Below are 22,160 nucleotides of genomic sequence, written 5' to 3'. Positions count from 1 at the left end.
TCCCGTTACCTTTGCCCGATGTTCAGAGCAAGGCTCGGGGTCCGCACCCGCGTGCTTGCCATCGCACTCGTCCCGAGCCTGGCGCTGCTCGCGATCGGCGTGGGTGGCGCGGGATACCTGGTGGTCGAGAGCAAGCAGGCGCGGGAATGGGCGGACGCGTTGTCCGCCGCCGGAGCGCCCACCGGAGAATTGATCGCGGCGGTCGAGCAGGAGCGCCAGCTCTCGCTGGCGCAGATGGCCGGTGGCGACGACGCCAACCCGAAGGCCCTCACGCAGGCGCGAACCCGGCTCGACAACGCCCTGCTGGGGATGGCGCCGGTATCGGCCTCCATGCGCGAATCCGGTCCGGAAGGGGTCACCGGCGACGTCGGCGGGTTCCTGACCCTCACCCGCCAGCTGGCCGGACTGCGCACCGGGATCGACACCAACGGCGCGTCGGTGTCGGACACCTATTACTTCTACGGCAAGGTGCTCGAGTTCATCTGGATCGGCACCCGCATCGTCGCCGACCGCGCGCCCAACGCCGCGGTCGCCATGGAGATGATCAACGGCCTGCAGATCGTGCAGTCCGCCGAAATGCTGTCCCGCGAGGCCGCGGTGGCCGAGGTGCTGCTCGCGGGCGGTGCGCTGCCGCCCGAGCTGGCCATCGAATTCTCCCGTGTGGCAGGCACCTACCGCGTCAACCTCGGCGTGCTCGCCGGTGGTGACGGCGGCGCCGGCAATGCCGACATGCAGGCCCTCATGAACGATCCCGACTGGACGAAGGTCGTCATGATGGAGAACGTCCTGCTCTCGCGGGCGCTCGATCCCATGACGCTGCCTCCGGTCAAGCCCGGCACTCCCCCGGTGGTCGCGCCGCTGACCTTCACCCCGCAGGAATGGCGGGACACGGTGTCGCGCCTCAACGCCCAGGTCCTGAAGCTGTGGGACAAGAACAGCAAGCACAACGAGCGCGCCGCGGCCGACGTGGCCGACACCGACGCCCGTAACTCCGCGCTCGTCGGTGGCGCCATGGTGGCGGTGTCGGCGCTGGCCTTCCTGGTCTCGCTCATCCTCGCCAACCGGATCATCCGCCGCCTCAAGGGCTTGCGCGACGAGACGCTGGTACTCGCCGACGAGCGGCTGCCCGAGATCATGGCCAAGCTGCGCGAGGGCCGCCCGCTGGACCCGGCCGACGAGAAGGCGATCCTGGACTTCGGCCACGACGAGATCGGCCAGGTGGCCAAGGCGTTCACCCACGCCCACGCCTCCGCCGTGTCGGCCGCCATCACCGAGGCCCGCACCCGTGAGGGCGTCAAGGCGATGTTCCTCAATATCGCCCACCGCAGCCAGGTCATCGTGCACCGCCAGCTGGAGATCCTCGACGCCGCGGAGTCGCAGCAGGAGGATCCGGCGCTGCTGGACATCTACTTCCGTCTCGACCACCTCGCCACCCGCGAACGCCGCAACGCCGAGAACCTGATCATTCTCGCGGGCGGTCAGCCCGGCCGGCAGTGGCGAAACCCGGTGCAGCTGCTCGAGATCGTGCGCTCCAGCGTCGGCGAGACCGCCGACTACACCCGCGTCAAGATCGCCCGACTGCCCGAGGTGTCGATCGTTGGCAGCGCGGTGGCCGACCTCGTGCACCTGCTCGCCGAGCTGGTCGACAACGCCGCCCACTTCTCGCCGCCGCAGTCGCAGGTCGAGGTGCGCGGCAACGTGGTCGGCAAGGGCGTCGCCATCGAGATCATCGACCAGGGCATGGGTATGCCCGAGGAAGAGCTCGCGCGGATCAACGTGGTGCTGCGCGAGGCCCCGGATTTCGGTGTCGCCATGCTGCCCGACGACTTCCGCCTCGGCCGCTTCGTGGTCGCCCAGCTGGCCTCGCGCCACGGAATCACGGTGCGGCTCACCGAATCCGACTACGGCGGCGTGCGCGCCATCGTGCTCGTGCCCACCGTCCTGACCGTGCAGGCCTCCGGCCGCACCGGTGAGATCCCGGTGGCGCCGCGTCAGCTCGAGACGGGCGGGCTGTCCGCCGCCTCGGCCGCGGTGGCCGCGCTGCCGCAGCTGCCCGCCGCCCCGGCGGTCCCGCCGTCGATGACCTCGAGCTACGACCTGCCGCTGCTGAACTACGATGCGCCGCTGACGACTCCGCCCGAGGCGCCGGTCATCCCGGCCGAGCCGGAGCCGGAGCCCTTCGGTCCGTCGACGGGTTCGTTCGCCCCGTCGACCGGCTCCTTCACCCCGCCGACGAGTTCCTTCGCGCCGCCCGCCGGCACCTTCGGCCCCACGACCGACTCGGCCGTGCCGCCGGTCATGTCCTTCGGCGCGGCAACCCCGTTCGACCCGCCCACCTCGCCGCCGCGGCCCGAACCGCCGCAGCAGCCGCGACTGGACCTGCAGAACGGTGCGGTCCCGCCGTCCGAAAACGGCTTCCGTGCTCGCGAACACGATCGGTCCCATTACACTGGCTCCGACGCCCGGCCCGCGCTTCCGCGACGGCACCGGCAGGCAAGTCTCGCACCGGAATTGGCGAAGGAGCAGTCGACCCCCGAGTCGGCGGTCCAGGCCACCCGCACGGCCGAGCAGGCCCGAGACCTTTTCTCCGCCATCGAAAACGGAACCAGGCAGGGCCGGCAGGCCGATCCCGGTTCGTTCGGGCCTGAGTCCCAGGCCTTCTTCGAAGGCACCCAGCAGGAACGACAGGAAGGCGACGGTGACCACCTCAAACGCTGGTGATCTCAACTGGCTACTCGATGATCTGGTCGACCGGCTAGCGGGCGTCCGTCACGCGGTGGTGCACTCCACCGACGGACTGCTGCTGGGCCGCTCATCCGCCATGAGCCGTGAGGACGCGGAGCACTTCGGTGCCATGTCCTCCACCCTCTACGGGCTGGCGCGCAGCGCCGGCGGCCGCTTCGACGGCGGCGGCGTCCGCCAGGCGGTCATCGAACTCGAGCGCGCGGTGCTGTTCGTGACCGCCGCCGGCAGCCACGCCTGCCTCGCGCTGCAGGCCACCGAACAGGCCAACCTCGGCATGGTCGCCTACGAGATGAACCTGACCGTGCAGCGGGTCGGCAACTACCTGTCCACCACACCGCGCCACAACCTGGCCGGACAAGGCAATCCGCGGCTGTCATGAGCGCGGGGCCGGGGGAACAGTGGTTCGATGACGCGGCCGGTCCGCTCGTGCGTCCCTACGCACGGACCGGTGGCCGAACCATGGGCGCGGGGCACGATCTGGACATGCTGACAGTGGTGGTGGTGCCGAACGCGGCCCCACCACTGCGGCGCAGCGAGCCGGAATACACGGAAATCGTGCGGTTGTGCCGGCTTCCGCTGACGGTGGCCGAGGTCTCGGCTGCTCTGCGGCTGCCATTGGCGGTGACGAAAATTCTGGTGGGGGACCTGATTTCCGACAACATCCTCAAGTTCCGGGCCCCGGCCTCCCCCGAAGCCGCGCCCGGTGACCTCAACATTCTGCGAGCGGTACTCGATGGCATCCGAAAACTTTGATTCCGCCGCGCCCATGGCCGCCTCGGTGAAGATTCTCATCGCGGGCGGTTTCGGCGTGGGCAAGACCACGATGGTCGGGGCGATCAGTGAGATCACTCCGCTGCGCACCGAGGAACTCATCACCGAGTTGTCCGCGGGCGTAGACGATCTGCGCGGGGTGGAGGGCAAGACCACCACCACGGTCGCGCTCGACTTCGGCCGTATCACGATCGACCAGAACCTGGTCCTCTACCTGTTCGGCACCCCCGGACAGGATCGCTTCTGGTTCCTGTGGGACGAGCTGGCCCGCGGCGCCCTGGGCGCGGTCGTGCTGGCCGACACCCGCCGGCTCGAGGGCTCGTTCGCGGCGATCGACTTCTTCGAGCGTCGCGGCGTCGCCTTCACGGTGGCCGTGAACTGCTTCGAGGGCGCACCGCTCTACACCCCGGCCGAGGTGCGCGACGCCCTCGACCTGGATGAGCGAATCCCGGTGCTGCTCTGCGACGCTCGTGATCGCGGCTCGGCCAAGAACGTGCTGATGACGCTGGTCGAGTACCTCATCGACCGGGCCGCCACCGCCGGGGTGCGCTGAGCGGTTCTTCGGCGAAGACGAATCGAGCCCGTCCGGCGTATGCCGGGCGGGCTCGATCTCTGTCATGGCTTGCGCCAATGCCGTTGCGGCGACTGTCAGTTGGGGACGACGTCCGCGAAATCGCTGATCCAACGGTGCGGACCGCGCGGGCTGTTCGGCTCGCCCGGGCGGGTCACGCCGACGGCCTGCCAGCCCGCGGCCGCCGCCGCGTCCACCTCGTCCGGGTGATCGGACAGGAACAGGATCTGTTCGGCCGGAACGCCGATGGCGCTCGCGATCTTCTCGTAGGACGCGGCCTCGCGCTTCGGGCCCGCGGTCGACAGGTCGAAATGCCCGCTGATGAGCGGGGACAGATCGCCGCCGCGCGCGAATTCGAACCAATCCTTCTGATTGCGCACCGAACCCGACGAATAGATGTAGAGCTCCAGCCCCGCGGCACGCCAGGCCCGCAGGGCTGGGGCGACGTCGGGGAAGAACTCGCCGTGCAGCGCGCCGTTGCGGAAACCCTCGGCGCAGATGATGCCCTGGGCGGCCTTGAGCGGCTCGGACTTCACATCGGTGTTCAGCCACTCGATGAGAATCCGGGCCACCTCGGCGGCGTCCGCGTCCGGGCGGTCCGCCTGGGCGCGGGTGGCCTCGATGATGGGATCGGCGTCGCCGCCGAAGCGCTGAGAGGTGGAGCGGTTTTCGGCCAGCCAGCCCGGGAGCCGTTCCCGGGTGTAGCCGTAGAGCTCCTCCCGCACCGAACTGGTCGGGCTGGTAGTCCCCTCGATATCGAGCACGACCACCTTGATCATGCCGGGGCCAGCAATTCGTCCAGGGTCGGGAAGCCCGCGGAGATCTTGTCGCCGCTGAAATCGCCGATCCAGCCGTCCTCTTCCTCGAAGAAGCGCACGGCCACGAACTCCGGGCGGGTGCCCATGTCGAACCAGTGCAGCGTGCCCGCGGGCACCGACACCAGATCGCCCGCGGTGCACACCGTCGCCAGCACCTCGTTGCCCAGGTGCAGGTAGAAGCAGCCCGCGCCGGCGGCGAAGAACCGGACCTCGTCCTCGGCGTGGCGGTGCTCGTCGAGGAACTTGGTGCGTGCGGCGACCGCCTTGGCGGGCCACTCCGGGTCGGCGTCATCGGGGTGGATGCGGGCCACGTCGATGAACTTGTAGCGGCCGTCGGCGTTCAATTCGTCGATGCGGCCCTGGTATTCGGCCAGCAGCCGCTCGGTCGTGGTGGCGGCGCTGAAGCCCTCCAGCAGCGGCCAGCGCTCGAAGGTGATGCCGCGCTTACCCAGTTCGGCGGCGATCACCGCGTCGTCATCGGTGCGCAGGACGACCTCACCGGCGTCGGTGTCGGACATGATCTGCAACAGGGTCATCGGAAGTTCCCTTCTCGGAACGCGGTATTCGTTTCACACATGGTCGCGCACCGGGAGCTCCTGGTGCCCGGTCAGAGTGGTCAGTTCGCACATCGCCTCGAGGCATTCGGCGCGGTCGCGGGCCTGCGCCAGCGACGCGCCCCAGGTGGTGATGCCGTGCCCGGCGATGAACAGCACCGGCGGGGCCTCCGGGTGCTCGGTCAGATACTTCTCGATGTCCGCGCCGATCCGAGGCACATCCGCGTGATTCGGGAACACCGGGATGTCGATGAGATCCGGGCGGGCCGAGCCCAGGCCCTTGATCAGCTCGTATCCGGCGAAACGTGCGGTGGTGACACCGTTTCCGCCGGTCCGGATCGACACGGCCGTGGCGTGCGGCGGGTGCACGTGCACCACGGCGTCCGCGCCGCGGGTGCGGTAGACGGCGGTGTGGATGGTGGTCTCCGCCGACGGCTTCCGGCCGGAGTCGCCCACGGGCTTCGAGTCGACCACGGCGACGGTGACCATGTCCGAGGCGGTGAGCTCGCCCTTGGACAGCCCGCTCGCGGTGATGACGGCCGTATCGCCCCGGCGCACAGAGATATTGCCCGCGGTGCCCGGCATCCAGCCGCTCGCGTACAGGCCGCGCGCGATGTCCGCGATCTCGGCGCCGGCGGTGTCGGCCGATCCCGGCGTGGTCGCCGCACCGGCGGCGGTGCGGGCGGCGGACGGGTCCTCGAGCACCCCGAACTCGGTGACCACGGCGGTGACCAGCTCGGCCGGGGTGACATCGAAGGCCGGGTTGAAGGTGGCCGTGCCCTCGGGAGCCGTTGCGACGCTGCCGAATCCGGTCACCTCGGCGGCCGCGCGCTGCTCCACCACGATGTCGGAGCCGCGGGCCGTGGAGATGTCGCGCGTCGACTCCGGCGCGACCACGATGAACGGAATGCCGTGGTGCGCGGCCGCGATGGCCAGCATGTAGGTGCCGATCTTGTTTGCCACGGCCCCGTCGGCGGTGATCCGGTCCGCGCCCACGACGACCGCGTCCACGCCCTCGGTGGCCATGGCCCAGGCCGCCGCCGAATCGATGGTGAGCCGGTGCGGGATCCCGGCCTCGGCCATCTCCCACGCGGTCAGGCGCGCGCCCTGCAACAGCGGGCGGGTCTCGTCGACGATCACCTCGGCCAGCGCGCCGCGCTGATGCAGTACCCGCAGCGCGCCGATGGCGGTTCCCCACGCGGTGGTGGCCAGGCGGCCGGTATTGCAGTGGGTGAGCAGCCGCAGCGGGCGGTCCCCGCACAGTCGCTGGATCAGATCGGCGGCCTCGGTGGCGGCGGCCAGGTTCACCCGGCCATCCTCGGCCAGCAGCTCCAGCGCCTCCGCCTCGAGCGCCTCGACACCCCCGGCCAGCTCGGACAGCGTCCGCTGCACACCCCACGCCAGGTTCACCGCGGTCGGACGGGCGGCCGCGATGCGGGCGGCCTCGGACTCGACCAGCGCTTCGTCGAGGACGCCGTCGGTGGTGGCGGCCCGGGCCGCGATCACCACACCGAACGCGCCGCACACGCCGATGGCGGGCGCGCCGCGCACGGCCAGCGTCTTGATGGCGTCGATGACCTCGTCGACCGTCGTGAGCCGCAGCTCCCGCACCTGGTGCGGCAGGGCTCGCTGGTCGATGGTGACCACGGCACCGTCGGCCCACACGATCGAACTCTGATCCATCGAGTTATGTCCTCTTGACTGGAGATTTGCGGCGATGCCCACGGCGGTGGGCACACTCCACCGTATCGAACCCGCCCCCGCGCCTGACCGGCAGGTTTCCGATCAGGCCGATCCGAATAGCCCGATTTCGTGCGGGATTGCGCCCCTGCGGTTCCGGCGCTCGGCGCGGGTGTCAGCTTTTGCCCGCCGCGCATACCGCTTTACTATCGCGGTATGGCGAGACCGCGTCGCACCCGCAAGATAACCGTGACGATGCCCGAGGAGATCGCCGCCACTCTCGACGACTGGCGCAGCTCCGGACGCATCGCCTCGATCTCCGCGTTCGTCGCCGAGTCCGTGAAGGCGCGCGTCGACCGCGCCGACTCACTGGCCCGCCTGGAGAACGCGCTCGGCGGCCGCCCGCCGCTGGATCTGATCAATCGCGCCCGGGCGGTGCAGGGGTTGCCACCATTATCCGATGACGAGGAGGCCCCCGGCGATCACGCCGGCGCGGCATGAGCCCCGCCGCCCCGACCCTGGGCGGCGTCGTCTTCGACACCGCCGCGCTGACCGCCTGGGCCCACCGCGTGGCCTACGTGCAATCGGTGGTGTGGGCCACCGCGGACGCCGGGCACACCATCATCGTCCCGGCCACCGCGCTGGCCGCCGCCCGCGCCCTGATCCCGCCCGGCCGCTGGGACATCCTCACGGTGCTGCTGGACCTGCCCAACACCGTCATCCAGCCGCTGGACCGTCCCGCCAGCGATCAGCTGGGCGACACCCTGGCCGATCGGCCCGACGCCGACGCCCTCATCCCGGCCGGGCACGCCACTCTCGAAGCGGTGAGCCGGGATTGGCCGTGCCTGACCGACCGGCCCGACACCCTGCGCAAACTGGACCCGCGCGTCCAGACCGACAAACTGCCCTGACCTGCCTGAATCGCATTGTGCCGAGCGAATTTCCGCTCAGGCGGGCGCGAGGGCCAGCGTGACGTTGTGGCCGCCGAAGCCGAACGAATTGCTCAGGGCGTACCGCAGTCGCTGCTCGCGCGGCTTGTCGGCGACCATGTCGAGCTCGATCCCCGGGTCCGGATTCTCGAAATTCAGTGTGGGCGGCACGGTCTGCTCGGCCAGGGTGCGCAGCGTGAGGATCGCCTCCAGCGCCCCGACCGCGCCGATCGAATGTCCCAGCGCCGATTTGGGCGCGTACACCGACGCGTGCGGCGTCACCGCCATGACGGCCTTCGCCTCCGAGGCGTCACCGACCGGAGTGCCGGTGGCGTGCGCGTTGACGTGATCGACCTCCGCGCCTGTCAGCCCCGCCGTCGCGAGCGCCTTGCGCATGGCGCGGGCCGCACCGTCGCCGTCGGGCGAGGTGCCGGTGATGTGATAGCCGTCCGAGGTGATGCCCGCGCCCAGTACCCGGCCGAGCACCCGCGCACCCCGCGCCCGCGCGTGCTCGGCCGACTCCAGCACCAGCAGCGCCCCCGCCTCGCCGAAGACGAAGCCGTCCCGGTCCCGGTCGAAAGGCCGTGAGGCGCGCTCGGGTTCGTCATTGCGGGTGCTCATGGCCCGCATCATGGCGAAACTGGCGATCGGCACCGCGTCGATATGGCCCTCGACGCCGCCCGCGACCGCCATGTCCGCCTCACCGGTGGCGATCAGCCGCCACGCGTGGGCGATGGCCTCCGCGCCCGACGCGCAGGCCGAAACCGGCGCGTACACACCGCCTTTCGCGCCGATCTCCAGGCCGACCGTGGCGGCCGGTCCGTTCGGCATGACCATCGGCACCGTCATGGGCGGCACCTTCCGGTAGCCGCCGGTCTTCATCAGGTCCACGGCATTCATGAGCGCCTCCCCGCCGCCGAGTCCGGTGCCCACGGCGACCGCAAGTCGTTCCGCCTCGACCTCCGGCGTCCCCGCGTCCTGCCACACCTGCCGTCCCAGCACCAGCGCCAGCTGCTGCACGAACGACATCCGCCGCTGTTCGATCCGGGTCAGCCGCTCCCCCGGCTGTGTCACCAGCCGTCCGCCGATCCGCACCGGCAGCTGATTCTCGGTGACGAAATCGTCGGTGAGCGTGCGGATCCCACTGTCCCCCGCCAGCAGCCGTGACCAGGTGGCGTCGAGGTCGGCCCCCAGGCAGGTGGTCGCCGCCATCGCCGTGACCACCACGTCCCGTCGAGTTTCTGTACCAATCGCTACACTCATGGAGACATGAATACCTGTAGCACCCGCTACAGTCAACCGGTGCCCCGCCCACTCGACCACGCCCGCCGCGCCCAGCTCCTCGAAGGCGTCATCGCCTACATCGCCGACCACGGCCTCACCGAACTCTCGCTGCGCCCGCTGGCCGAATACCTGGGCACCAGCTCCCGCATGCTCATCCACTACTTCGGCACCAAGGAGGCGATGCTGGTCGCCGCCTTGGAATCCCACCGCCCCGACATCGGCGCGATGTTCTCCGGCATCGACGACACTGCCACCCTCGCCGCCCGTCTGACCAGCTCTTTCGACCTGAACACCGCCGGCGACAGCGCGGTCAGCCTGCGCGCCCTGCTCCAAGTCCTCGGCGCCGCAACGGTTCCCGGCAGCCCCTTCCGGCCCTACGCGACCGACGCGATCACCGCGCTGGTCACCCCGATGGCCGAGTCCCTGCATCGCATCGACCCGAGCTTGCCCGACCCCGAAGCCTCGGCGACGCTGCTCGTTTCGGGTGTCCGCGGCCTGATCATGGATTGGTGGATCACCGGCGACACCGACCGCGTCGAACGCGCTGTCGCCCTCCTCGTAGCCGGGGTAGTGGCGCAGCCGACTGATGCCGGACGCTGAGAAGTTGTCTGTCAGTCGTTGCGGGAGTGGCCCGTTCGACCGAGTCGGTCACGCCGAGCGAGCAAAAAGGTGCGCTCCGACTGGTTCTCGGTGAGCTGCGCCGCGGTCCCGAACGCCTGACCGGCTTCCGTTGTGCGCCCGAGGCGGGCGAGCAGGTCACCGCGGATCGCGTGAAACAGGTAGTACTTCCCGAGATTCAGATCATCCACCACGGGCAAAGCCGCTGCCGGGCCCTGGACCTCGGCGACCGCGACAGCACGGTGGAGTGCGACCACCGGGCCGGTGTCGAAGTGCACGAGTTGGTCGTAGAGCGCCAGGATCTGCGTCCAGTCGGTGACGGGGTCGGTGTGCACGGCGTTGATCGCGGCCAGAATCTGGTAGCGGCCCGGCTGATCACGGCGCAAGCAGGCGCGGGTGATCGCGCGACCCTCGGTGACCAGATCGGCGTTCCAGCGGGAGCGGTCCTGCTCGGCCAGCGGGACCAGAGTGCCCGCGGGGTCGGTGCGAGCGCCGCGGCGGGCCTCGATCAACAGCATCAGCGCGAGCAGTCCCGCGGCCTCGGGCTCGTCGGGCATGAGCTCGACCAGCAGCCGCGCCAGGCGGATCGCCTCGGCGCAGAGTTCGGCGCGAGCGAGTTCGGCGCCGGAGGTGGCGACGTAGCCTTCGTTGAAGATCAGGTAGAGCACCGCGAGCACCGCGCCGAGGCGGTCGGGCAGATCGGCGTCGCGGGGTACCCGGTAGGGGATCTTGGCGTCACGGATCTTGGCCTTGGCTCGGACGAGGCGCTGCGCCATCGTCGGTTCGGGCACCAGGAAGGCGTGCGCGATCTCGGTCGTGGTGAGCCCGCCGAGAAGCCGCAAGGTGAGGGCCACCCGCGCGGGGAGAGCCAGGGCCGGGTGACAGCAGGTGAAGATCAGCCGCAGACGGTCGTCGCGCACCGGGCCCTCCTCGGCGGGTTCGTCCGGGCCGTGGAGGCGCTGAGCCTCGGCGTGTTTGTGCGCGCGCACCGATTCGCGGCGCAGCTCGTCGACGGCCCGGTTGCGGGCGGTGGTGATGATCCAGCCGGCCGGGCTGGGCGGCATGCCCTCGACCGGCCAGAGTCGCAGGGCGGTGGTGAACGCGTGGGCGACGGCGTCCTCGGCCGTGCTGATATCGCCGAGTCCGCGCACGAGTACGGCGACGGCTCTGCCGTATTCGGCGCGGAACACGGCCGCGATCTCCTCCGGTGTCGGACTCAATACGGTTCGACGTCCTGGAACGGGCGGACTTCGATCGGCAGTGTGGTCGCGGCGGCAGCCTTGCGGCCCCACTCCAGTGCGACGTCCAGATCGGGTGCGGTGATCACCCAGATCCCGCCGACGTGTTCCTTGCCCTCGGCGTAGGGACCGTCGGTGAGCATGCCGTCGGGACGCACGACGGTTGCCGTGCCGGGCGCGTGCAGGCCGCCGGTGAACACCCAGGAGCCGCTCTCACGCAGTTCCTCGTTGAACCGGTGCAGATCGGCCACGATTCGGACCATGGCCGCGGGATCCGCCTCGCCCTCGGGCTGGTAGATCGACAGCAGGTACTTCTGCATGGATTCCGACCTCACAGACGGGTGTAGTGGGCGATGATCACGCCCTTGGTGGTGGTGACGCTGCTGGTGAGCTCGAATTCGGTCAGCGGGGCGTTGCCCTCGAACAGTCGCGTGCCGGTGCCGAGGGTGAGCGGATGGATCAGCAGCGTGTAGCTGTCGACCAGGCCGGCGGCGTGCAGGTCGCGAACCAGCGAGGCGCTGCCGATGATCGTCAGGTCCCTGCCGTCCTCGGTCACGAGCTTGGCCACCGTCTCGGCGGCATCGCCCGACAACAGGATCGAGTTCTGCCAGGCGTCCGCGTTCACCAGAGTCCTGGAACAGACGTACTTGGTGGCCGCGTTCATGTGCGTGGTGAACGGGTTGTCGTCGGTGCGGGTGGCCCAGGCGGTGATGAAGTCCGTCCAGGTCCGGTGCCCGAACAGCATGTCCGTGGGCTCGGCCATACCCTTGCCCATCTCCGCGGCCATGACCTCGTCGTTGTACTTGCCGCCCCAGCCCCCGTGGGTGAAGCCGCCGCGGGTGTCCTCGTCCGGACGTCCCAGGCCTTGGACGACTCCGTCGAGAGTGACGGACAACGTGGCGTTGACCTTGCGCATGAGATGCTCCTTCGCTCGAGTTGACCGCTCTTCCGCGACCGTTCACCTCCTACACGAAAAGCCACAGGCGAAATCGACACCGGCGCCGAACTTTTTCCCAGCAAGGGTATTCGGCCGCGGTTCCGTTCAGGCGTTCGGACGCGTGAGCTCCACCGCCAGCTTCAGGAGTTCGGGGAGATAGTGGCCGTCCGTGCGGACTCGGCGCAGGGCTTCCGGGAGAGTGAACAGTCCGACCTCCTGGATCTGTTCGGCGTCCTCGGGATTGGTCGTTGCGCCCGTCAGTCGCACCTCGGCGATGCACCACAGCCAGGCCTTGTGCGGATGGGGCTGCCAGGGGCGATACGGCTCGGGACGGTCCGTCGTCGCGTAGTGCGCACCGAATTGCCGGATGGGCCCGTCCAGTTCGGCGCCCGCCTCCTCCGCGAGTTCCCGGATGACGCAGGACTCGATGGATTCTCCGGCCTCGCGGGTGCCGCCGGGCAGGATCCAGACATCGCGCTCGTCGCGGCACAGGACGATGCGGTCGCCGACGAAACAGACGAGGTGGATATTGGTGACGAGGTCGTCGGGTGGCAGCTCGGTCGAGAACTGGACGTCGAGCCCGCCCCACTCCCAGCGAGCGGGGGCGTGCAGGAGTGGGTAGCGCTCGGCGAGGGTCATGAGTCGACGGTACGGGGGCTGGGGCGTAAGTGGCCGGGGCCGTATGTGATTGCGCGGAGCAGGTATTCGATCGGGCCGTACCTGTGCTGCCGGGTCCAACAGGATGCGAGGGCCAACTGCGCCGCGTACAGGACGACCGCTATCGCCAGAACCGTCCAGTCCGCCATGCGGCCCGCCAGGGCCAGCCCGTAGCCGGTGAAGATCTGTGACGTGATCAACGATTGGCCGACATAGATGGTGGCGGCGATCCGACCCGCGGGTGCGAAGACCTCGGCCACCCGGGGATTGCTGTGGCTGATCCGCAGCAGCGTGGCCCCGTACGCCGCGGCCACCAGCGGACCGGCGATCATGGCGGGTCCCGCGAGGGGCGGCCACTGCGTCAGCGCATTAGATGCCGAAATCGGCAGTCCGGCACCGAAACCTACCCACTGCACGCGAGGCAGCCACGGCAGATAGCGCTCGGGCGATTCGAGCAGCCGCGCTGTCCCCGAGCCCGCTCACCCCGGCTCGTTCGGCGGATCGGAACTGCATGGTCGGCGAGTAACCGAAGAGGAACGAGAACAGCACATAGAACTTGTTGTGGAACAGCGCCTCTGACAGGGTCCGCGCGGCGCCGGGCGCGAATCCGCTCGGGTCCGACATGATCTCGATATTGACCAGAAGGATTCCGCCGAGGGCGAATCCACGCAGCGCGTCGAGTTCCCGCAGTCTGGGCACCGCCAGAGGGGCCTGCTCAACCGTCATGCCCGGACCGTAGGGTCACCTGCCGGTCACCGGGATCCCCCGCCGGAGCGAGATGCGGGTGGCTCCGCGGAGTGAGACCCACCCCACCGTCTAGAACTGGTGTCAGTATTGTTCCCCCATGGCCTTCGTCATCGACAAAAGTGTGGAGATCGACGCACCCGCCGAGCTGGTCTGGCAGGTGCTCACCGATGTGGACGTGTACGGGGAATGGAATCCCTTCGTCCTGGAGTGCAAGACCACCCTGGAACCCGGCTCCCCCATCGACATGCGGGTGCAGCTGGTCGGCCCGCCCAAGCAGCAGCGCGAGTTCATCCGCTCCTGCACCCCGGGACGCGAGTTCAGCTACAACATGAAGCCCGCGCCGCTCGGTGTGCTCAGCAGCGAACGCTCGCACCTGATCACCGATCTGGGTGACGGCCGCACCCGCTACGACTCGCACTTCCAGCTCAACGGCCCACTGTCGGTGGTGGTCGGCGGCCTGCTCGGCGGCGCGCTGCGCAAGGGCTTCACCGGCATGACCGATGCGGTCAAGACGCGGGCCGAGGCCCTGAAAGCCGTGCGCGACTAGCATTCACGCCTCGAACGGCGTCACATTGCCGGCGGCGTCGCGGCCACCGCTCTCGTGCTCGATAGCGGTGGCCAGGTCCTGCACGCTGGTCCAGCTGCGCGGCTCCTCGTCCTCCAGATTTCCGATGGTGTACCAGGTGGCGGTACCGCGATAGCGGACGAGCCCGTGGCCCGAGTAGTCCAGCGTCACATCGAGATCCCCGGAGACCGTTCCCTCTTCCCGGGTCATGACGGCTGCCTCGCTCTGGATTTCGACGATGGCGACTATGTGAACTCTCCCTTGCTGATGCAGTCCTTCACCGCTGTCTGCAATGCGGACTGTTCCTTGGTGTCGACGTTCAATCCGTACTTTAGTTTCACCTGGATGTAGTGCCCGATATAGGCGCACCGGAAGTTTCCGGGCGGCAGGTAACTGGACGGATCCTGATCGCCCTTGGAACGATTGGCGGTGGGATCGGAAATCACCAGATTCAGCGCGTCATTGGCGATATGGCGGCGGGTGTCGTCATCGAGTTTCGCCGCGCCCGACCGCCATGCCTCGGCCAGCGCCACGATGTGGTCGATGTCCAGGCCCGACGAATCGGTGGTCCACTTGTAGGGCTTGAGGGCATTGGTCTTCTTGTCCATGACCCCGTACTGATCGCGCCAGCCCGCATCGGTGCCGAGACTCAGTTTGCAGCTGCTCGGATCCAGCTTCACCGGTCCGGTCCCGTCGCGCAGTAGCACCACCTCACGGGTGGTGCAGCGGCTGTATTGCGCGAAGCTGTCACCGAATCCGTGCTCGGGCTTCTCACTGTCCCAGTGCGGGAACCGATCGCGCGAATAGCCGGTCATCGGCAGTTCGTCGGCCACCTTGAGTTTGCCCAGCAGCGCGTTGATCTCCTTGGCCGATCCGGCCGGTTGTGCGCCGCGATCCGGAATCGGCGGGCCACTCGATTCTGGTTTGTCTGTGCCGCCGCGTTTTTCGAGGACGGTGATCGCGACGGCCAGTGCGACCACGATCAAGAGCGATACGACCGCTTGCAGCAGGCGGCGCTGGGCCGGGGACAGGCGATCCGACAGGCGTAATGGATTTGTGCGCAACATATCCCGCAAACCTTCGCAATCGGCGACCCGAAACGGCAAGTCGCGCGTGAGGTTCGGAGACCTGTGTCACACCCGCCGTGACTCCATGGTGGGTCCCGCGAAGATCGAAAACAATGGCGCCGCAGCCTCTCCCGTGCCGCCACCTGCGGAAATACGACGGCGCGCCGGGTAGTGGCTACCCGGCGCGCCGAATCGTCCTGAGAATCAGGCGGTGTGGATCAGGCGTTGTTCAGCTTGTTCAGTCGCTCGCACGCCTCGAGGTACTCGCTGATGAGGCGCTGCACCACGTCCGCGGAACGCTCCATCTTGTTCATCATGCCGACGACCTGGCCGACCGGGTTGAAGTTCACGTCCTTGGCCTGCTCGGGGTAGCGGTGGCCGCGCTTGACGCCGTCGAGGGCGACCATCATCTGCAGCGGCATGCCGAGCGGGTTCGGGGTGTCCTCGGCCTCCCAGGCCTCGGTCCAGTCGTTCTTGAGCATGCGGCACGGCTTGCCGGTCCACGAGCGCGAACGCACGGTGTCGGAGCTGGTGGCGTCGATGTAGGTCTGCATCTGCGCGGGCGGCACATTGGCCTCCTCGACGGTCAGCCACAGCGAGCCGGTCCACGCGCCCGCGGCGCCCATGGCCAGGGCCGCCGCGACCTGACGGCCGTCGCCGATGCCGCCGGCCGCGAGCGCCGGCATGTCGCCGATCGCGTCGATGACCTGCGGCCACAGCACCACCGAGGAGATCTCGCCGCAGTGGCCGCCGCCCTCGGTGCCCTGCATGACCACGAAGTCCAGTCCGGCGTTCTTGTGGTTCATGGCGTGCTTGACCGAACCGCACAGCGCGCCGATCAGGCGGCCGGAGTCCTGGATCTGCTTGATCACGTCGTCGGGCGGGGTGCCGAGCGCGTTGGCGACCAGCTTGGCCTTGGGGTGGTTGAGGATGACCTCGATCTGCGGGGCGACCGTGGTGGCGGTCCAGCCCAGCAGCTGGTTGTGCTTCTCCTCCGGCGGCAGGTGCGGCACGCCGTGGTCGTTGAGGATCTTCTCCGCGAAGTCGCGGTGGCCCTGCGGAACCAGCTTGGCCAGTTGGGCTTCCAGCTCCTCGGGGCTCAGGCCCTCGACGCCCTTGCCCTCGTACTTGGACGGGATGACCAGGTCGACGCCGTAGACGCCCTGCACGTGCTCGTCCAGCCACTGCAGCTCGACCTCGAGCTGCTCGGCGGTGAACCCGACCGCGCCGAGCACACCGAGACCGCCCGCGTTGCTGACCGCGGCGGCCACGTCCCGGCAGTGGGTGAAGGCGAAGATGGGCACGTCGATGCCGAGGCGATCACAGATCTCGGTACGCATGGTGTGGTGGGCTCCTCTGAACTTTCCGACACTGGAAATGTTGTGCCCACCACACTAGAACATGTTCTACATTCGGACCAGTCTCTCGATGCCCACGCCTAGGCAACTGTCAACAACATGTTCTAGTTGCCGGGAATGTCAGCCGTGCGCGAGCAGCCCGTCGGCATGCAGATCATCGAAAAGGAGCTGGTCCACGGGCGGCACGTGCGGCCGGTCCGCGTAGCTGAACCAGGCGATCTCCTCGATCTCGCTGCTGACCGCGATATCGCCGGAGTATTCGGCCGTATAGCAGGCCATGCGTACGACGGCGTCGGGAATCAAAGCCTCGTAGGTGCCCACGTGAGCCACTGTCTCCGCGGTGATCTCGACGGTCAGCTCCTCGCGGATCTCGCGCACGAGCGTCTGCAGATCGGTCTCGTCCCCTTCGCGTTTGCCGCCCGGGATATAGAAGACGTCCTTGCCGCTCGGCCGCGCGCACAGAATCCTCCCGCCCTCGATCCGCACCCACGCCACCGTGTCGATCAGCCGCTGCTCCCGCTCCGTCCGCATTCGCGCACCATAGCGCGCGTGGTGCCGACGCCCGAGTGCGCGGCGTCAGCGGAGGTAGGCTGTCGCCATGTCAAAGCCGGGCCAGGAGCCGCCTCGACTCGTGACGGTCGAGGAGTTTCTCGCCGGCCCCGCCGATGCTTTCGGTGAGATCCATGACGGCGTGCTGCTCGAGTGCATGGCGCTGAGCCCGGGGCACGATCGGGTCGTGCATCGGCTCAGGTCCGCACTCGAGTACGCCATCGACCCGGACGGGCCCTGTCGGGAGGTGCACAGCGATACGCCGATGCGACTGGCCGACAACGATCAGGGCGAACCGCGACGTCGGTTGCGGGCACGCTATCCGGATTTGATCCTGCGGGATTGCTCCGACGGACCATACGATGTCGGGCACGTCGCTGACCAGACGCTACTGGTCGTCGAGGTGACATCCGACAGCACTATCGATGACGACATCGGCATCAAGCGTGAATTGTATGCTCGCGCAGGTATTCCGGTGTACCTGATCGTCCATTTCGACAAGGACTGGCAGCAGATCAGCGTGATCGAGGAGCTGCGACTGGACTGGTCGGGCCGACGGTACGTTGGCTGGAACAAGCACACCGAGGCGCTGGTTCTGACCGATCCGGTCAAGCTCGCCGTGATGTTCGAGGACCTGCAGAGCCAACTTCCGCGCCGCTGGTAGCGGGATGTGTTATGCCCATGTCGGGAGCCAGATCTCGTGGTCGGGCGTAACCGTCCGGCGGGAGTCGAGATGGTCGCGGAGTTTGCCGAGGGCGGGATGCGGATTGTCACTACGCCAGATGATGGAGAGCGGGTAGATCAGCGAGGGACGGCTCACGGGGATGCGTCGGAGGTCGAAACGGTCGGGCCACAGGTACCGGGTGCCTTCGCCGACCAGGGTCGCAAGGTTCGACGAGTCGGCGATCTCCTCCAGTAGGGCCTCTTTCGAGAAGACGAGGCCGAGCCGGTCGATCGTGAACCCGAACGTTTCGGTGAGCTCGGCGAAATAGTCGGCGACCTCGCCGTGGGTGGGCAGTCCCGGCATCCAGATGCGATGTCCCGCCAGTTGCATAGGCGTCACCGCGCGAGCATCGGCGAACCGATGGCGGGGGCCGACGAGCAGTTCGTGCGGCTCGTCGACCACGCGTGCCCTGCTGATCGCCGCGGGCAGCTGCTGTCGCGCCGGGACGGCATGGAAGGTGGCGTCGATCATGCCCGCTTCGACTGCCGCGATCGCGGCTTCGGCATCGCCCTCGAGGGTAACGATGTCGAGCGCGATATCGGGGTGTGCGAGGTGGAAGTCCTGCAACAGTGTCGCCATGACGACGCGTCGATTCACCACATCAACGCGCAGCGCGCGCCGACCAGGCCGCACCGAGGCATCGGCGCGGTCGGCGACCCGCAGCAGTTCCCGGGCGTGCGGCAGGAAAGTCCGCCCGTCAATGGTCAGTTCGGCGCCGCGCGCGGTCCGGTGGAACAAGCGCACATCCAGGTATTTCTCCAGCGCCGCAATGCGTTTGGAGACCGCCTGCTGGGTGATCGACAACTCGTAGGCGGCTTCCTGGAATTGGCCCGCGTCCGCGGCCACGACGAAAGTTCGCACACTCGTCAGATCCACCGGCACACCGTACCCCCCACAACGCCTGGTTGTGGCTCGCCGACTGATCGGTTGTTTGATCTCGAATTCCCGGTCTTGCTTGGATCACCGGTGTCAACAGCAGGTTGTTCAGGAGGTGCGGAAGCGTGATGGCCAGACGAGAACTGGGCCGCGAGTTCGGATGGCTGTGGGCGTCCTACGCGGTGAGCGCCTACGGCTCCGGGCTCGGATTCGGCGCACTTCCACTGATCGCCGTCACGGTGTTGCACGCCAGTCCGATTCAGGTGTCCGTGCTCGCGGCGGTCGGGCCCGCGGTGGGCGCGCTGATCGCCCTGCCGCTCGGCCCCTGGGTCGAGTTCCAGCCCAAACGCCCGGTGATGATCGCGATGGACCTGATGCGATTCGCGGTCATGGCGACCATTCCGATCGCCTACGCCTTGGGCCATCTCGGCTTCATCCAGTTGATCATCGTCTCGGCGGTTGTCGCCTCGGCCAAGATCGCTTTCGGCGCGGCGAGTGGCGCGTATCTGAAGGCCCTCGTCCGCCCGGGCGACCTGCTCGTCGCGAATGCGCGCTTCGAGTCGACCAACTGGAGTTCGATCGCGGTCGGTCCGCCGCTGGGCGGCGCGGCGATCGGTCTGTTCGGACCGGTCGTCACCGTCATCGCCGACGCTCTGAGCTACCTGTTCTCGGCGCTGTGCGTCACGGCGATTCGCGGCGCCGAGCAACGGCCCCAGCGCACCACCGCTAGCCCCCTCCGAACCGCCGACCTGCTCGAAGGCTGGCGCCATCTGCTGAATCACCCCGGACTGCGGGCCCTCTACCTCAACCAGTTGCTCGTCAGCGGCCTGATCATGGCCACCGAGCCATTACTGGCCGTCGTGTTGCTACGCGAACTCGGGTTCAGTCCTTGGCAATACGGTCTCGCCTTCGCCGCCCCCTGCCTCGGCGGCCTGATCGGCTCGCGCCTGGCGGGCCGCGTGGTGGCCCGCTACGGCCAACTCCGGGTGCTCCGGACCGTCGGCACCCTGCGCGCGATCTGGCTGATCGGCCTCGTCTTCATCCATCCTGGCGCTCTCGGCCTCATGACCGTGATCGCCGTCGAGCTCGCGATCATCATCAGCATGAGCCTGTACAACCCGGTACTGGCCACATACCGGCTGGAACACACGCCGAAAGATCGTGTCGCCCGAACTCTTTCGGCGTGGTCGATCAGCAGTGGCGCGGCCATCGCGGTGCTCAGCGCCCTGGGCGGATTGCTCGCGAGCCTGACCACGCCGCGCACGGCCATCGCTGCTGCGGGCTTGCTGATCCTGGCCAGCCCGCTCCTACTCCCCCGCCGAACCGATCCCATCACCCCGGTCGACCCGGCCGCGGCTCCTTCCCATGCTGTACCGCAGAAAGGCGCACCCTCATGACTGTCACCGCTTTGGATGTTTCCACCGCACTGGTCATCATCGATGTGCAGCGGGCCCTCGTCGCCGCTCCCGTGGTCCCGCACTCCGGCCCCGAGGTGGTCGCTCGCACAGTCGAATTGGCCCGGGCCTTTCGTGAGCACCACGCCCCGATCGTCCTGGTGCGGGTCACGGCACGTGCGGACGGATCCGATGCGCCGCCGGGGCGCAACGAGATCCCGCGGCAGCCCAGCGCCCTGCCCGAGGGCTGGGACGCGATCGTCGACGAGTTGACCGGTCACCCTGACGACATCGTGGTGACCAAGCGGGCGTGGGGCGCATTCCACGGAACCGACCTCGACCTGCACCTACGCCGCCGTGACATCACCCAGATCGTGCTGGCGGGCCTGACCACCAGCGTCGGTGTGGAGTCGACCGCCCGAGCCGCCTACGAGCACGGCTACCACGTGACGCTCGCGACGGACGCCATGGCCGATCTGGACATGGACGCCCATCGCAACAGCATCGAACGGATCTTCCCGAAGCTCGGCGAGACGGGACGCACCGCCGAGATCCTCGCCCTACTCGACCATGCCGGGGCTCGGGTCTAGCCGGCCGCAGGCTTGGGCATCCGCACGACCAGACCCAGCGCGCCCGCCACCAAGGAGGCGGCCGCGATCACGTACCACCCGTGTCGGAAGGCGTCCAGGGTCGCCGGTCCCCCGAGCGGGGAACCCAGCACTGCCACCAGAACCGCTACGCCCACGGCCATTCCGATCTGCCGGGCCATAGTCAGCACGGCGGAGCCCGTCGCAAACTGCTGGGGTGGGAGGCCCGAGGTGCCGGCGGCGGTGCCGGTCGGGAGGGTGAGACCGACGCCGAGCCCGGTCAGCAGCATGCCGGCGAGCAGTCCGGTCGCGTAGTTCGGATGCAGGGCGACGGCCTGGGCCCACCAGACGATCCCGGCCGCGAAGGCCAGTCCGCCGAGAGCGAGCACTCGGCCGACGCCCACGCGGGCGATGAAGGGGCCCGCCGCGATGGCCACCACCGGCACCACCAGGGGGCCGGGTGCGATGCCCAGGCCTGTCTTCAGCGCGGACCAGCCCCAGACGTTCTGCATCCAGAGCACCGCGGAGAGCAGCATGCCCGCGAACGCGAAGTTGAACAACAGGGAATTGCCGAGTACGACAGCGAAATTCGGGACCCGCAGCAGACCCGGATCGACGACGGGGCTGTGGTGGCGGCGCGAGGAGACCACGAAGACCGCCGCGAACGCGATGGTCGCCGCGAACGCGCCGAGCACGCCCGCCGAACCCCAGCCCCAGTCCTGGCCCTTCACCACCGCGAGGATCAGCGAGCCCGCCGAGCCGATCAGCGCCAGCGCGCCCACCCCGTCCGGCAGCGGTCCCCCGGTGCCCGCGGGCCGCGGCAGCAGCCGGATGCCGACGATCACCGCGATGATCCCCAGTGGCACGTTCACCAGAAACACCCAGCGCCAGTGCAGTTCGACGAGCAGCCCGCCCGCCACCGGACCCAGGGCCGCGCCCAGGCCGCCGAACGCGACCCACAGCCGCACCGCGGTCGCCCGCTTCTCCGCCGGTGTCGCGGCCAGCAGCAGACCGAGCGAGGACGGGGTGAGCAGTGCCGCGCCGGCCGCTTGAACCACCCGGAACGCGACGAGCGCCGCACTGTTCGGGGCGACCGCGCACAGCGCGGATCCGAGTACGAAGACACCGAGCCCGGTCAGGAAGGCGGTCTTGTGCCCGTTCCGGTCGCCGAGCCGCCCGGCCGGTACCAGCAGCGCCGCGTAGACGATGGCGTACGCGTTGAGCACCCAGGACAGGCCCGAGATCCGCGCGCCGGAGAAGTCCTCCGCGATCCGTGGCAACGCCACATTGACGATGAACAGGTCCAGGCTCGAGAGCAGCACCGCCACCGCGACGATGCCGAGCACCATCCGTGGATCGGTCGCCCGCCGATCCTCCTGCACAACAGCCGTATTCATCGGGTCTCCCCCTGTGCCTCGCGGACGGTCCTAGTGAGTTGCTTCATAAGACGGACCATAGGGCAGTGAGTTCGTTGAAGCAACTGACTATGCT

27 protein-coding genes are annotated in these 22,160 nt (G+C 68.6%); 11 read left to right on the top strand and 16 right to left on the bottom strand.

What is annotated here, in order from left to right:
- Positions 1-18: 18 nt before the first annotated feature.
- Genes ACQP06_RS18230 through ACQP06_RS18215 form a run of 4 tightly spaced genes read left to right on the top strand, consistent with a single transcriptional unit; the run spans position 19 to position 4,069 of the window.
- Positions 19-2,721, top strand: coding sequence for a nitrate- and nitrite sensing domain-containing protein (locus ACQP06_RS18230; protein ID WP_433665743.1), 2,703 nt, complete (start codon positions 19-21; stop codon positions 2,719-2,721).
- Positions 2,699-3,124, top strand: a complete 426-nt coding sequence (locus ACQP06_RS18225; protein ID WP_040857697.1) for a roadblock/LC7 domain-containing protein — start codon at positions 2,699-2,701, stop codon at positions 3,122-3,124. The genes ACQP06_RS18230 and ACQP06_RS18225 overlap by 23 nt, the downstream gene beginning before the upstream one ends.
- On the top strand, positions 3,121-3,498 hold the full coding sequence (locus ACQP06_RS18220) for a DUF742 domain-containing protein (RefSeq protein ID WP_433665742.1): 378 nt from the start codon (positions 3,121-3,123) through the stop codon (positions 3,496-3,498). Before ACQP06_RS18225 ends, ACQP06_RS18220 begins: the two co-directional genes overlap by 4 nt.
- On the top strand, positions 3,479-4,069 hold the full coding sequence (locus tag ACQP06_RS18215) for a GTP-binding protein (RefSeq protein WP_379278596.1): 591 nt from the start codon (positions 3,479-3,481) through the stop codon (positions 4,067-4,069). Before ACQP06_RS18220 ends, ACQP06_RS18215 begins: the two co-directional genes overlap by 20 nt.
- A 95-nt stretch (positions 4,070-4,164) precedes the next feature.
- Here ACQP06_RS18215 and mtnC read toward each other — a convergent pair whose 3' ends face one another.
- Genes mtnC through mtnA form a run of 3 tightly spaced genes read right to left on the bottom strand, consistent with a single transcriptional unit; the run spans position 4,165 to position 7,142 of the window.
- A complete protein-coding gene (mtnC, locus tag ACQP06_RS18210; RefSeq protein ID WP_433665741.1) occupies positions 4,165-4,866 on the bottom strand; it encodes an acireductone synthase in 702 nt (233 codons plus the stop codon).
- A complete protein-coding gene (locus tag ACQP06_RS18205; RefSeq protein ID WP_433665740.1) occupies positions 4,863-5,441 on the bottom strand; it encodes a 1,2-dihydroxy-3-keto-5-methylthiopentene dioxygenase in 579 nt (192 codons plus the stop codon). The genes mtnC and ACQP06_RS18205 overlap by 4 nt, the downstream gene beginning before the upstream one ends.
- Before the next feature lie 33 nt (positions 5,442-5,474).
- Positions 5,475-7,142, bottom strand: a complete 1,668-nt coding sequence (mtnA, locus tag ACQP06_RS18200; protein ID WP_433665739.1) for an S-methyl-5-thioribose-1-phosphate isomerase — start codon at positions 7,140-7,142, stop codon at positions 5,475-5,477.
- 213 nt (positions 7,143-7,355) lie between these two features.
- Between mtnA and ACQP06_RS18195 the strand changes: the two genes are divergently transcribed.
- Positions 7,356-7,640, top strand: a complete 285-nt coding sequence (locus ACQP06_RS18195; protein WP_357081744.1) for a hypothetical protein — start codon at positions 7,356-7,358, stop codon at positions 7,638-7,640.
- Complete coding sequence (locus ACQP06_RS18190) at positions 7,637-8,050, top strand: hypothetical protein (protein ID WP_357081746.1); 414 nt, start codon at positions 7,637-7,639, stop codon at positions 8,048-8,050. Before ACQP06_RS18195 ends, ACQP06_RS18190 begins: the two co-directional genes overlap by 4 nt.
- Positions 8,051-8,086: 36 nt before the next feature.
- Here the strand turns inward: ACQP06_RS18190 and ACQP06_RS18185 are convergent, their stop codons facing one another.
- Complete coding sequence (locus ACQP06_RS18185; RefSeq protein WP_433665738.1) at positions 8,087-9,331, bottom strand: KasA/KasB family beta-ketoacyl-ACP synthase; 1,245 nt, start codon at positions 9,329-9,331, stop codon at positions 8,087-8,089.
- 39 nt (positions 9,332-9,370) lie between these two features.
- Here ACQP06_RS18185 and ACQP06_RS18180 point away from each other — a divergent pair, with 39 nt between their 5' ends.
- Positions 9,371-9,952, top strand: coding sequence for a TetR/AcrR family transcriptional regulator (locus tag ACQP06_RS18180; protein ID WP_433665737.1), 582 nt, complete (start codon positions 9,371-9,373; stop codon positions 9,950-9,952).
- 11 nt (positions 9,953-9,963) lie between these two features.
- Here the strand turns inward: ACQP06_RS18180 and ACQP06_RS18175 are convergent, their stop codons facing one another.
- From ACQP06_RS18175 to ACQP06_RS18150, 6 genes are all read right to left on the bottom strand, one after another.
- Positions 9,964-11,190, bottom strand: coding sequence for an RNA polymerase sigma factor (locus ACQP06_RS18175; protein WP_433665736.1), 1,227 nt, complete (start codon positions 11,188-11,190; stop codon positions 9,964-9,966).
- The gene (locus tag ACQP06_RS18170) at positions 11,187-11,528 is read right to left on the bottom strand and encodes a YciI family protein (protein ID WP_433665735.1); all 342 of its coding nucleotides are present in this window, start codon (positions 11,526-11,528) and stop codon (positions 11,187-11,189) included. The genes ACQP06_RS18175 and ACQP06_RS18170 overlap by 4 nt, the downstream gene beginning before the upstream one ends.
- 11 nt (positions 11,529-11,539) lie before the next feature.
- On the bottom strand, positions 11,540-12,124 hold the full coding sequence (locus tag ACQP06_RS18165; protein WP_433665734.1) for a dihydrofolate reductase family protein: 585 nt from the start codon (positions 12,122-12,124) through the stop codon (positions 11,540-11,542).
- A gap of 126 nt (positions 12,125-12,250) precedes the next feature.
- Entirely contained in the window at positions 12,251-12,784 is a 534-nt protein-coding gene (locus ACQP06_RS18160; RefSeq protein WP_433665733.1) for an NUDIX domain-containing protein, read from the bottom strand.
- The gene (locus ACQP06_RS18155) at positions 12,781-13,218 is read right to left on the bottom strand and encodes a DUF418 domain-containing protein (protein ID WP_433665732.1); all 438 of its coding nucleotides are present in this window, start codon (positions 13,216-13,218) and stop codon (positions 12,781-12,783) included. Before ACQP06_RS18155 ends, ACQP06_RS18160 begins: the two co-directional genes overlap by 4 nt.
- Entirely contained in the window at positions 13,172-13,528 is a 357-nt protein-coding gene (locus ACQP06_RS18150; protein ID WP_433665731.1) for a hypothetical protein, read from the bottom strand. The genes ACQP06_RS18155 and ACQP06_RS18150 overlap by 47 nt, the downstream gene beginning before the upstream one ends.
- A 118-nt stretch (positions 13,529-13,646) precedes the next feature.
- On the opposite strand from ACQP06_RS18150, the gene ACQP06_RS18145 reads away from it, so the two are divergent.
- A complete protein-coding gene (locus ACQP06_RS18145) occupies positions 13,647-14,096 on the top strand; it encodes an SRPBCC family protein (protein ID WP_433665730.1) in 450 nt (149 codons plus the stop codon).
- Between the two features lie 3 nt (positions 14,097-14,099).
- Here ACQP06_RS18145 and ACQP06_RS18140 read toward each other — a convergent pair whose 3' ends face one another.
- The 4 genes from ACQP06_RS18140 to ACQP06_RS18125 all read right to left on the bottom strand — a co-directional run bounded on the left by ACQP06_RS18140 (position 14,100) and on the right by ACQP06_RS18125 (position 17,070).
- Positions 14,100-14,324, bottom strand: coding sequence for a hypothetical protein (locus tag ACQP06_RS18140; RefSeq protein ID WP_357081764.1), 225 nt, complete (start codon positions 14,322-14,324; stop codon positions 14,100-14,102).
- 35 nt (positions 14,325-14,359) lie between these two features.
- Positions 14,360-15,181 carry an HNH endonuclease family protein gene (locus ACQP06_RS18135; protein ID WP_433665729.1) on the bottom strand — a complete coding sequence of 274 codons (822 nt, stop codon included), beginning with the start codon at positions 15,179-15,181 and terminating at the stop codon, positions 14,360-14,362.
- Positions 15,182-15,399: 218 nt separating this feature from the next.
- Positions 15,400-16,521: an NAD(P)H-dependent flavin oxidoreductase gene (locus ACQP06_RS18130; RefSeq protein ID WP_357081768.1), complete on the bottom strand. Its 1,122-nt coding sequence runs from the start codon at positions 16,519-16,521 to the stop codon at positions 15,400-15,402.
- 138 nt (positions 16,522-16,659) lie between these two features.
- Complete coding sequence (locus ACQP06_RS18125) at positions 16,660-17,070, bottom strand: NUDIX hydrolase (RefSeq protein WP_433665728.1); 411 nt, start codon at positions 17,068-17,070, stop codon at positions 16,660-16,662.
- A gap of 100 nt (positions 17,071-17,170) precedes the next feature.
- Here ACQP06_RS18125 and ACQP06_RS18120 point away from each other — a divergent pair, with 100 nt between their 5' ends.
- Positions 17,171-17,752 (top strand): Uma2 family endonuclease, encoded by a 582-nt coding sequence (locus ACQP06_RS18120; protein WP_433665727.1) that lies wholly within the window; start codon positions 17,171-17,173, stop codon positions 17,750-17,752.
- Positions 17,753-17,761: 9 nt separating this feature from the next.
- Here ACQP06_RS18120 and ACQP06_RS18115 read toward each other — a convergent pair whose 3' ends face one another.
- The gene (locus ACQP06_RS18115) at positions 17,762-18,673 is read right to left on the bottom strand and encodes a LysR family transcriptional regulator (RefSeq protein ID WP_433673356.1); all 912 of its coding nucleotides are present in this window, start codon (positions 18,671-18,673) and stop codon (positions 17,762-17,764) included.
- Between the two features lie 143 nt (positions 18,674-18,816).
- On the opposite strand from ACQP06_RS18115, the gene ACQP06_RS18110 reads away from it, so the two are divergent.
- Together ACQP06_RS18110 and ACQP06_RS18105 are read left to right on the top strand one after the other, a co-directional pair.
- On the top strand, positions 18,817-20,085 hold the full coding sequence (locus ACQP06_RS18110; protein ID WP_433665726.1) for an MFS transporter: 1,269 nt from the start codon (positions 18,817-18,819) through the stop codon (positions 20,083-20,085).
- Positions 20,082-20,672, top strand: a complete 591-nt coding sequence (locus tag ACQP06_RS18105; RefSeq protein ID WP_433665725.1) for an isochorismatase family protein — start codon at positions 20,082-20,084, stop codon at positions 20,670-20,672. Before ACQP06_RS18110 ends, ACQP06_RS18105 begins: the two co-directional genes overlap by 4 nt.
- On the opposite strand, the gene ACQP06_RS18100 is transcribed toward ACQP06_RS18105, so the two are convergent.
- Positions 20,669-22,066: an MFS transporter gene (locus ACQP06_RS18100; RefSeq protein ID WP_433665724.1), complete on the bottom strand. Its 1,398-nt coding sequence runs from the start codon at positions 22,064-22,066 to the stop codon at positions 20,669-20,671. The two genes, ACQP06_RS18105 and ACQP06_RS18100, sit on opposite strands and share 4 nt — an antisense overlap.
- Positions 22,067-22,160 lie beyond the last annotated feature (94 nt).

The sequence above is a fragment of the Nocardia sp. CA-136227 genome (genome assembly GCF_050955695.1).
In the GTDB taxonomy this organism is placed as follows: domain Bacteria; phylum Actinomycetota; class Actinomycetes; order Mycobacteriales; family Mycobacteriaceae; genus Nocardia.
Note: the sequence above shows the minus strand (reverse complement) of the source record. Positions and strands in the feature narration are given on the sequence as shown.